Origin of the sequence: Microcoleus sp. Pol12B4, from assembly GCF_036701385.1 — a bacterium.
GTDB lineage: Bacteria > Cyanobacteriota > Cyanobacteriia > Cyanobacteriales > Microcoleaceae > Microcoleus.
Map to the genome: position 1 here is coordinate 1 of NZ_JAUBQR010000240.1, position 10,281 is coordinate 10,281.

A 10,281-nucleotide genomic window follows, 5' to 3' on the forward strand; every position below is an offset into this window, starting at 1 on the left:
CTTCGGCGACGGCGAGGGAAACGCTAAAGCCCACAGCACCACCATCAATACTGATTTGCTGTTCCTTATCTCCTGAATTGCCACAACTCGTCATCAGGTTGCCCATGACGATGAGAGGAATTAGGTAAAACCAACGAGAAAATTTCATAGGATTTGAGTGTAACTTTGGAAAAATGAAAGTGAATTAGGCGTTTAGGTTCAGAACTTTCCCTTAATTTGGTCAAAGATGGCACCGTTTGCAAAAAACTGCTCTTTGATCGAAGGCCACCCTCCTAAATCTTGAGCATTGAACAAAGTTTTAATTGGGGGAAATTGCACCTGTGCGCTTTGAGCGATAAAGGGATTGACCGAACGGTAGCCTAATTTGGCGAATTCTTGCTGAGCTTCGTCTGAATAGAGAAAATCGACAAAGGCTGCTGCCACTTCTCTCGTTCCATGCTTATCAACGTTTTTATCAACTATTGCCACGGGATTATCGATAGAGATATTGAGGGGAGGAACAAAGTAACTGGTTTTTGGTTGGTTCGTTCCAGCTAAAATCACTTCATTTTCATAGGTGATTAAGGCATCTCCCTGACCTTGTTGGAAGAATAAGTCGCTGGCTTCGCGGGCATCTTTGGTTAGGGTGGGAATCTTTTTATAGACTTTGCCCACAAAATCAAGGGCTTGTTGAGGTTCGCCTCCTTCTTGGGTTACTGACCCCCACAGACCTAAAAATTCCCAAACGCCAATACCCGATGTTTGAGGATTTGCTGCAATCACGTTTACATCTTCGTTGGCTAAATCTGCCCAAGTTTGAATATTTTTGGGGTTGCCTTCTCGGGTGACAATTGCCGCCACAGAATGACTAACTACTCCCCGTCTAGGAACTCTGTCCTCCCAGCCAAAATTAATCAAACCAGCTTCTTCGATGCGAACCACATCCAATGGGAGGGCAAGATGCACCACATCGGCTTCTTGTTTGCCGGCAATGATATCGTCGGTTTGCGCTAAAGACCCGCCATAACTGCGTTCAAAAATGACGTTTTGGTTGTGCTCTTTCTTCCACTTGTCAATAAATTTAGGGACGATTTGGTCATGGGCCGCTTTCGTCACTGAGAAGGAAACTAGGTTGAGCTTGACCTCGCTTTGATTGGCCCCACTTGCTGCAGAGCAAGCAGCAATTGACGCAGTTAGAATTACACCTAGTAAAAACAAGACGATGTACGCTTGGACTGAGCGTTTTAGATGCTGGGCTTGTTTGAGAAATTGCCCTGAAAATCGCACCACTTGGGAACTGGCTGCGATCGCAAATTTTAGAGACTGAACGATCAAAGTCACTGAATTTTGCCAAACTTGTTGTTGATTCACCGATACTTTTTCTTTAACTACGGTATTTGGATCGGCTTTGCGTAGTTATTCTTAGGAGTATAGAGTCTTCAAATTAGAGTCTTCAGTTTTTTTAATATTTTTTTAATAAATTGTCTTAACCTACCGCTACCATGACAAAGAGTCCAAACTCACACCCGCCCGCCGTGGTCGCTCAACAGTTAGAACTGACTAACTTAAAAACCTGGAGGCAGAGCCTCAAGAAATGCGTTCCCCGGTAGAACCTGGGAACGAGAAACTAACAAAAAAGCACCTTAAAAAAAAGTGCTTTCATGAATATGAAATTTCCGTATCTGACGAAACTTTTATGAGTAATTCCGGGGAGTGCGAGCGCCGGCGGATGCTCCTACCATCGAAGCAACTAAACCCAATAGTGAGCCGAACAAAAACGACCAACCAGCTTTTGCAGCATTACCAGCAATATTGCGAGCATCCTGAGCAGATACGTTAGGTGCTCGGTTCGGCAAATCGACCCCGCCCTGCTGCGCTTGATTAATTGCTTCTCCCGCATTCGCAGCTATTACGCCAAAAGTACCGGCCACGCCATTTGCTAACAGCCAAGAGCCAATTGTTAAGGTAGTTGCCCACAAAATTGCTCCGTTTAAAAGTGCTGTGTTGCGGTTCATCGGGCCGCAAGCGCGAGCAGTTACCCAACCGCCAACGGCCAAGCTAATTAGCAAACTAATAATTGACCAAATCCCGACGCCGGTACCCACGTCCCCTGAAATACTGCGCGGAGCTCCTGAATTAGCAATGTTGCTCAACCCGATCGCAGCACCCAATGCACTTAACACCAGTTGTGTGCCGATCGCAATTACCAAACCAGAGAAAATCGGACCCCAACGTACTCGATCGTGGTATTCCATCATTGAATTCACAACCACGGGTTCGGTACCAACGTTATCTACAGGTCTATTTACGTATGACATAGGTTTTTCTTTCCTCTTAAAGTTGCTTTAATTTTTAACAATCTTTCACCTTAAGCATTGATTGTGGCTGAGATTGATAAAAACTATATCTGCCTGGGGAAATAACCAGTATCTATGTCTGAAGAAAGAAACGAAAAAGTCATCCGCCCCCAGCCACCCGCTATTAGCTAATGACTGATGACTGATGACTGATGACTGATAACTATTTTATCCCGTTGGAAAAGTTCCCGGATGTATACAGGAAATGCGGACGTATACAGAAAATACAGCTTAACGCAATCTTACTGCCGTTCCAACGGCAGTAATCAGCAGCAAAGCCCCGTTTGAGTCTACATTAATCGTGCCGGTGTCTACTTCCACCCCGATTACGGCATTGGCGCCGAGGCGCTGGGCCCGTTTTTCTAGTTCCGCGAGGGCATCTCGCTGTCCTTTGAGAAACACTTCCTCGTAACTGCCGGTGCGCCCGCCGATGATGTCGCGAATGCCCGCGAAGAAATCTCGCAGGGCATTGGTGCCGTAGACAACCTCAGCAGTTACAATTCCCAGGTAAGATTGAATTTCTGCTCCTTGGATGATATCAGTTGTTGTTACAATCATCAGTTGGCCTCAATCGCGAAAATTTTGAGTGGGTCTTGTGCTGTAGATTTACTACATCTCGCCTCTCAAAAATTCCTGGTCAACCATAATAAGTTGTCAGCTTGCCAGGCTGACAGCAACTCGCTCTTTCATTCCACACACTCTTTGAAACAAATGGCCGTGTACAAACAAAGTCTCTTGGTATTTAGTACGTTGCTAGTAGCAGCCTTCGCTGTCGCAGCGCCACAGATAGCGCTCTCAGCAGAAACGTCAGTTGAAGTCAAACCTCAAAATAATTCAGATTTAGATGCTCTGCTGCGACAAGGGCGCGAGTTGGTAGATTTAGGAGACTACAGTAAGGCGATCGCCATTTATCAGGAAGCGGCACGTTTAGATACCGAAAACCCGCGCATTTTTTCTGGTATTGGCTATTTAGAAGCGCGTCAAGGCAACTATCAAGCCTCAGTAGAATTTTACCAACAAGCGATCGGTCTGGAACCGAACAATGCTGACTTCCAATACGCATTAGGATATGCTATGGCGAATTTACAAAACTATCCTGCTGCAGCCACAGCTTATCGCCGCGCCGCTCAGCTCGATCGCAAAAATGTCAATGCCCGGATCGGTCTCGGAGTGGTACTCTTTCAGCAAAAAGATTACAGCGGTTCTTTTAAAGCATACCAAGAGGCGATCGCCCTCGATCCGAAAAATTGGCAAGCTTATTCTTCAATGGGTTTAGTATTGATCCAGCAGGGAAATTTTGCCAGTGCTGTCACCGTGCTCCAACAAGCAGCCGAACTCGCTCCCAAACAAGCAGGTGTCCAGTTAAAATTAGGCACTGCTTTGCTGCGTACCGGCTATACTTCCGAAGGGCTAGCAGCTTTTGAAGAAGCTGCAAAATTGGAGCCCCGCAATCCAGAAGTGCAGTTAGAAATTGGCGAACTTCTCAAGGGCCAAAACGACTTAGACGGAGCGCTGGCAGCTTATCAGCGGGCTATTGCGGTGCGACCAAATTTAGTGGAAGCACACGCAGGAATCGGGGAAATTCAACTCGAAAAACAAGATTTTTTAGGAGCGATTACCACTTTTGGGCGAGTGATTAAGCTCGATCCAAAAAGGGCCGAAGCTTATTACAATATGGGTACGGCACTCAAAGCGCGCGATCGCAAATCCGAAGCAATTGAAGCTTTTCAACAAGCCCTCGACACTTACCGCCAGCAAGGCAACAATGATGGTGTACAAAAAGCTGAGGCGGCGCTCCAGCAACTCAAGTAATATCTCTCAATGTACTAATTGGTAATGGGCTAGCAGTTTTGAGCGTGGAGTAAGTAATTTTACTAGGGCTTAACTTCTTCCACTCGCCGTGTTGCAAGGAAAAAAGCAATCTCAAAACTGTTTCTCTTCCCTATTTCCTATGCCCCCTTTCCTGTTTCTTCTTCCTTCTTACTTCGTTTGCTTAATTTTTTAGTTGAATGTCGATAAATGTGGCTAAATAGAGTACAATATTGGCGCGATTTTAGAACGGCGGTCACTCTATAACTTTAAGAATAAATAAGGGCGATCGCACCACAGCATTTTGTTAAAGCTCCATCTTTTGTAATATGCTAAAACGGCTTACTGACAATGAATCTATTTCTATTGGTAGAGACAGCCAACTTGTTAACATTTGTAAAATAAGCAAAATATCCTATCCCTAGAACTTCATCTATGCAAACGTATGATGTCATTATCATAGGCGCAGGTCACAACGGACTCGTCTGTGCCTCTTACCTGCTGAAAGCTGGATATACTGTCCTGTTGTTAGAAAAACGTTCGGTTCCCGGCGGCGCGGCAACTACTGAAGCTGCGATTCCCGAATTGCCGGATTTTAAATTCAATATGTGCGCGATCGACCACGAATTTATCCATTTAGGGCCAGTTGTAGAAGAATTAGAACTGGAAAAACACGGTTTAGAATATCTTTTCTGCGATCCAGTTGCCTTTTGTCCGCATCCCGACGGCAAATATTTCTTAGCGCACAAATCTGTAGAAAAAACTTGTGCTGAAATTGCCCGCTACAACGAGCGCGATGCTAAAAAATATGCCGAATATACAGACTTTTGGCAGCGGGCTTTAGGAGCAATGGTTCCGATGTTTAATGCGCCACCAAAATCCATCATAGATATTCTGGGCAACTACGATATTGCAAAGATCAAAGATTTATTGTCAGTCATCGGTTCCCCCGACAAAACGCTGGACTTTATTCGCACCATGCTCACCAGCGCTGAAGACATTGTAAACGAGTGGTTTGACGAGGAATTTATCAAAGCACCTCTAGCAAGATTCGCCTCAGAACTCGGCGCCCCTCCTTCCCAAAAAACACTGGCTGTAGGCGCAATTATGCTGGCAATGAGGCACAATCCCGGCATGGCAAGACCGCGCGGAGGGACGGGTGCCTTAGTGCAAGCGCTGCTTAATGTAGTGAAAAAATACTCGGGTGTGGTACTTACCGACCAGCACGTAGAGAAAATATTAGTTGATGATGGTCGCGCTGTGGGAGTTCGAGTTGCCGGCGGCACGGAATACCGCGCTACAAAAGGTGTCATTTCTAATATTGATGCTAAGCGCTTGTTTCTGCACTTAATGGATTCTAGCGATGTTGACAGTGCCGACCCGGATTTGCGGGAAAGATTGGAGCGCAAAATTGTTAACAACAACGAGACTATTCTCAAAATAGACTTAGCCCTCAATGAAGCGCCTAGATTCGAGCGCTGGAATCATCGGGACGAATATTTAATCGGGTCAGTTTTAATTGCAGACTCGGTGAGACACGTTGAAATTGCTCACAGCGACCCTTCAATCGGCAGAATCCCCGACTCTGACCCATCGATGTATGTGGTGTTTCCGACGGTACTAGACCCGTCAATGGCTCCCCCCGGACATCATACGGCTTGGATTGAATTTTTTGCTCCTTACATGATCGAAAATGCTGAAGGAACCGGCCAGCACGGTACGGGTTGGACGGATGAGCTGAAAAACAAAGTTGCCGATCGCTGCATTGATAAATTAGCAGAATATGCGCCAAATATCAAAAATGCAATTATCGGCCGCCACGTGGAAAGTCCGGCGGAATTGGGAGAGCGTTTGGGCGCTTTGAAGGGAAATTATTATCACGTTGATATGACGCTAGATCAGATGATATTTTTCCGTCCTTTACCGGAGTTGGCGAATTACAAAACGCCGATCGACGGTTTGTTTCTCACGGGGGCGGGAACGCATCCTGGCGGATCGATTTCGGGTATGCCGGGACGCAATACCGCTCGCGTTTTCATGCACTCGCAGCAGCCTTTCGCCCAGACTTTCGCAGATGCGGCTAATACTCTGAAAGCGAAGGGTAAGTCGGTATTTCGGAGTAATGAGAAGTAAGATTTTTAGCAACCGCAGATAAACGCAGATGTGATTCATCTGCGTTTGTTTGTATTGATTTATCAGTGTGCGAGTGCGAGAATTTTTTCTGGTTGATTCCCTGTGAAGGGAAAACGATTTGCGATCGCCCTCAATACCCTTTCTAAATCGGGAGCATCTTTCGCCAATGTTGGCTGCTCCTCCCGTTCGGTCAAATCTGTTAAAATATTCAGGATGATCGCTGCTAAATGTTCATCAGCATTATCCAACAAACTCAATAGCTTCTCGATATCTTCTTTTGCGCCCAACCAGTACCTCGCTCCCAGCAATTCAGCTTTTACTGATAAAGGAAGCTCTAATTTTAGATACTCTTCAAGTTTTGGCAATAGCTGCGGCGTACCTAAAAGCCCGATCGAATTAGCAGCATACCCTCTAACTGCTTTATCTTCATCAACATCAAGCAGTGAAAGCTCCAGAGTTTCTATAGCGGATGGTTCTTCTAAATATCCAAGAGTTTCTGCTGCTGATGCGCGAACCAGTGCCGAAGGGTCATTTCTGAGAATATCTTCTATTGGTGCAACAGCAGGAGTATAACCAAGTTCTCCCAATGCCTCAACTGTTTCAGACCTAACCAGTTCTTCAGGATCGTTTAGCAAAGGCATTAATGCAAGGCCAACTGTCTCTACTTCCTCTGAACCGAGATAACCTAATGCCTCGGCTGCATCGGCTCTAATTGATTCATCGGCGGATTTTAGCAATCTTAATATCTTCGGTACAGCCTCATAAACTTCTGCATCTACAAGCTGTATTAATGCTTCTGTTTGCAGGGCATAATCATCAGAATCGCAATAATCTAGCAGTGTTTCAGTTGTCAGCTTATCCATAATTTTTGCACCTCCCTAAATTTTAGTGCTTCCAGCCTAGGTTATTTTCACACTTAGTCAGTTAAATTAAATGGCATTACGCAAGTATCAAAATGACTAAGTGTGAGTAATTCGACATCCCCCAAAACTCTCTGATTTTCCTGGTACTACACTAATTGCAGACTAATTTTGGGAGATATTTCTTTGAGCAGCTTACCTTTTGGTCTTCTTCTTTTTTCCGCTGGAGCGGCTATGTCTGTCATCAAAGAATTTCTGGGTGCTTTTAATTTTTTCCATTTTTTCTTTATCTTTATCGCGTTTAGCTTGCTGTTTCAATATTTCGAGTGCTTCAGGCCTATTTGAGGCTTTTTTTTCGTCGATTAGTTGCTTAGCTTCTTCTAGAATACCCGTATCAGCTACATTACCTTCGGCGGTCATAGTGTTTAATTTTTGGTTTATTATATTGATTTTTGGTTTATTATAGGGGAGTATTAAAAATATTACCGACTGTTGATATTCTTATAGTCTAACTCTGACATCCTAACCTTGTCAATACTTGGGTGGGGGTTTATTTAGCTTGTCTGCAATTAGTTTGATTTATTGGTTTTCCCCGCCCCTCTGGGGTTATGGACATTGGTGCAAGATATGAGTTATCACAAATTCCTCCTTTGTGCAGATGCAAGTTATGCGCGAAAATATAGAAACTCAGATTAGCGTTACCCTTTTTTGAGCGATGGCAAACCGAGTTTTGATTGTCGGCGGCCGAGGACGAATTGGCAGCAGCGTTGCCCAAGACCTTGTTACCCATACCGACGCAGAAATTACTATTACTGGGCGCAACCCTGAAGGCTCTATTAGCCCTGGATTGCCGCCGGATAGGGTGCACTATCTAGCTTTAGATTTAGCAGACAGTGCAGCCCTGCACCAAGCGGTTTCATCCTCTAACATCGTCGTTCACTGTGCCGGGCCTTTTCACTACCGAGATGCTAGTGTATTGAAAACTTGCATAGAAGCAGGTGTTAATTATACTGATGTCAGCGACAGCCGCAGTTTTACTCGCAGAGCTTTAGAATTGCGCGAAACAGCTAAAAATGCTGGGATTACTGCTATTATTAACACGGGCATTTTTCCTGGTGTGTCTAATAGCATGGTGCGCCGAGATGTGGAACAATTAGATGAAGCAGAACACATCCATTTGAGTTATGTAGTGGGAGGTTCTGGCGGCGCTGGCGTTACCGTCATGAGAACCACTTTTTTAGGATTGCAAACCCCTTTTGAGGTTTGGGCCGATCGCAAGTGGCAGCAAGTAAAACCCTACAGCGATCGCGAAACAATTGAATTTCCGGCACCCTACGGCAAAACAGGGGTTTACTGGTTTGATATGCCGGAAGCAATCACTTTGCCGGAAACATTCGCCGTAAAATCAGTTGTGACTAAATTCGGTACGTCTCCCGACCTTTACAATCACCTTACCTGGTTTGTTGCTAAGTATTGGCCTGCTAGCTGGCTCAAAAATAATTCCGTGATAGAATTTCTCTCCTACGTCAGTTATGGGATGACAAGTGTTACTAACAGTTTTAGTGGGGTTGGCGTGGCAGTGCGATCGCAAGTGACCGGCCTCAAAAACGGTCAACCCGCTAAAGTTTGCTCGACAGCGATACACCCCAGTGCTGCCGTCGCTACGGGCATCGGTACTGGCAGCATAGCTCAATTAATGTTAGAAGGAAAACTGGAAAAACCCGGCGTTTGGTCGGTAGAACAAGCTCTTTCTACTGAGCTATTTGAACGAGCTATGCAGAACAGAAACCTAGACATTGAGCAGGTTGTTTTGTAGTTACTTAGGTTATTTATAGCAATTTAAAATGTTGGTAAATGGGATTTTCCCCCAAATAACTGCGAGACGCGAAATACGCGCCGCAAGAGAAGAGTCAGGGGTTTCGTAATTGATGGGAAAACCCCTTGATAGGGTTCCTCGCAGGAATTGCGATCGCCCCTCATAGGAGATGAGTTGCGCTTGTCTAACTAATCTATCTTTTGGTAGAAGTAATAGGAACAAGCAGGCGCTTAAGATATGGGACATCATGGGAAACATCCCTTTTGGCTCGCTGTAGATGCGGTAGCTGCGACAAAGATTGCGCTTGAACCAAGGTTGTAAATGTGCGATCGCAGTGAAGGGGCGACAAACACCATAATTTTTGCGGAAAAATACGAGGAGAAGTTGATATGAAGCGGGTTTTAAAAGCTCTCGGACAAAGATTGAGCCAAAGCATTTTGCTGGTTTGTACGCTGGCTTTCATTGGTTTGCTAAGCCTAGCGGTAGTACCCAGTCAGGCTGCTTACGCAGGTCAAGACAGAACTCAGGCGCCGCCAGAAGCTAAAATTACCGACCCCGCAGAAAGTTTCGAGGATCTGAATCCCCAAGCAGCTTACGAGGAAATAGTCAAAACCTCTCAAAATCCTGCAAAGGTGGAGAAAGCTTACGACGAAAGCTTACAGGAGTACAAGGGAGAACACCCGCAAGAAGGCATAGTTCAAAAAGCTGAAGATTTGATCGAAAAGGTCACGGGCAAGTAATAAATCAAGAGATTTATATCTAACTCAAATTGCTGGTAAATACACAGCTTCCGTGAGTAGACAATTGAGCAGAGATCAGAAGTCACTTGAAAATAACTATCTAGGGTGCGCTTCGGCGCACCTTATTGTTTGAGAGTAGCGTGTAAAACTCGTTTTTGAGTCGAGAAGTATTTTCTCATTTCCCTCCTTTTTACGCTAGCAGCTTCATCCTTAAGGCAGATGAATAGATATGAATTTAAAAGGTAAATTTAATAATAGTTACATCTAGATAAAAGGAAAAAAATATCATGAGCGATGACAAAAAAACGGTACATGAACCTGATGCTAACCTAGACCCGATTTCCGGGGAAAAAGGGGCTCATCCAGTAGGAACTGGTATTGGTGCGGCGAGTGCGGGTGCTGCGGGTGCTGCGATCGGCGGTGCCATCGGCGGGCCTGTAGGAGCAGTTGTAGGCGCTGTTGTGGGTTCGTTTGGCGGCGGTTTGGTGGGCAAAGGTGTGGCCGAGGCGGTCGACCCCACGGTAGAAGATGCTTACTGGCAAAGCAACTACAGTTCCCGTCCTTACGTGGACACGAGCGCAACTTAC

9 protein-coding genes and 1 pseudogene are annotated in these 10,281 nt (G+C 45.3%); 5 read left to right on the top strand and 5 right to left on the bottom strand.

Going from position 1 to position 10,281, the window contains the following annotated elements; all coding sequences use genetic code 11:
- Positions 1–198: 198 nt before the first annotated feature.
- From QUA38_RS24510 to QUA38_RS24520, 3 genes are all read right to left on the bottom strand, one after another.
- Positions 199–1,350, bottom strand: a complete 1,152-nt coding sequence (locus QUA38_RS24510) for a sulfate ABC transporter substrate-binding protein (protein WP_333095841.1) — start codon at positions 1,348–1,350, stop codon at positions 199–201.
- Positions 1,351–1,673: 323 nt separating this feature from the next.
- Entirely contained in the window at positions 1,674–2,297 is a 624-nt protein-coding gene (locus tag QUA38_RS24515) for a hypothetical protein (protein WP_333067559.1), read from the bottom strand.
- A gap of 270 nt (positions 2,298–2,567) precedes the next feature.
- Positions 2,568–2,894 (bottom strand): YbjQ family protein, encoded by a 327-nt coding sequence (locus QUA38_RS24520; protein ID WP_006634531.1) that lies wholly within the window; start codon positions 2,892–2,894, stop codon positions 2,568–2,570.
- Positions 2,895–3,047: 153 nt separating this feature from the next.
- Between QUA38_RS24520 and QUA38_RS24525 the strand changes: the two genes are divergently transcribed.
- Together QUA38_RS24525 and crtO are read left to right on the top strand one after the other, a co-directional pair.
- Positions 3,048–4,148, top strand: coding sequence for a tetratricopeptide repeat protein (locus tag QUA38_RS24525; protein ID WP_333166522.1), 1,101 nt, complete (start codon positions 3,048–3,050; stop codon positions 4,146–4,148).
- Between the two features lie 432 nt (positions 4,149–4,580).
- On the top strand, positions 4,581–6,278 hold the full coding sequence (crtO, locus tag QUA38_RS24530) for a beta-carotene ketolase CrtO (protein ID WP_333166523.1): 1,698 nt from the start codon (positions 4,581–4,583) through the stop codon (positions 6,276–6,278).
- Positions 6,279–6,340: 62 nt separating this feature from the next.
- Here the strand turns inward: crtO and QUA38_RS24535 are convergent, their stop codons facing one another.
- The gene (locus QUA38_RS24535) at positions 6,341–7,141 is read right to left on the bottom strand and encodes a HEAT repeat domain-containing protein (RefSeq protein ID WP_333166526.1); all 801 of its coding nucleotides are present in this window, start codon (positions 7,139–7,141) and stop codon (positions 6,341–6,343) included.
- A gap of 192 nt (positions 7,142–7,333) precedes the next feature.
- Entirely contained in the window at positions 7,334–7,558 is a 225-nt protein-coding gene (locus QUA38_RS24540; protein WP_333166528.1) for a polymorphic toxin type 34 domain-containing protein, read from the bottom strand.
- Positions 7,559–7,853: 295 nt separating this feature from the next.
- Between QUA38_RS24540 and QUA38_RS24545 the strand changes: the two genes are divergently transcribed.
- The 3 genes and pseudogenes from QUA38_RS24545 to QUA38_RS24555 all read left to right on the top strand — a co-directional run.
- Entirely contained in the window at positions 7,854–8,954 is a 1,101-nt protein-coding gene (locus QUA38_RS24545) for a saccharopine dehydrogenase NADP-binding domain-containing protein (protein ID WP_333166529.1), read from the top strand.
- Between the two features lie 389 nt (positions 8,955–9,343).
- On the top strand, positions 9,344–9,694 hold the full coding sequence (locus QUA38_RS24550) for a hypothetical protein (RefSeq protein ID WP_333166532.1): 351 nt from the start codon (positions 9,344–9,346) through the stop codon (positions 9,692–9,694).
- A gap of 287 nt (positions 9,695–9,981) precedes the next feature.
- A pseudogene (locus tag QUA38_RS24555) lies at positions 9,982–10,281 on the top strand (hypothetical protein); the annotation flags it as partial.